This window comes from Paraburkholderia sp. BR10937, assembly GCF_040965695.1.
In the GTDB taxonomy this organism is placed as follows: domain Bacteria; phylum Pseudomonadota; class Gammaproteobacteria; order Burkholderiales; family Burkholderiaceae; genus Paraburkholderia.
The window spans coordinates 1-209 of sequence record NZ_JBFRCL010000329.1 but is presented as its reverse complement, the minus strand read 5'-3'; the positions used below and the strand labels follow the sequence as shown (position 1 = coordinate 209).

Below are 209 nucleotides of genomic sequence, written 5' to 3'. Positions count from 1 at the left end.
CCTCCCGAATGGCTATGAATGTTCATTTCCTTCTTTTATTCCTTGTCATTTGGTCATTTTCCTTGTGCTTTAGAAAATGACTAATGAACAACTTTTGCGGGTTTAATTGGAGTGTAGCGACGACTCGTAATTTGTTTCCTCCAACATAAAACACATAAAACTTTGTTGGAACGTAATCGACTGTAGTACCAAACGTCTTCTTAAGACCG

At 37.8% G+C, this 209-nt stretch carries 1 protein-coding gene; it reads right to left on the bottom strand.

What is annotated here, in order from left to right; all coding sequences use genetic code 11:
• Positions 1 to 22: 22 nt before the first annotated feature.
• Positions 23 to 209: type II toxin-antitoxin system HigB family toxin (locus AB4Y44_RS43150; protein WP_368702876.1), on the bottom strand; the 187-nt coding region annotated here is incomplete at its 5' end.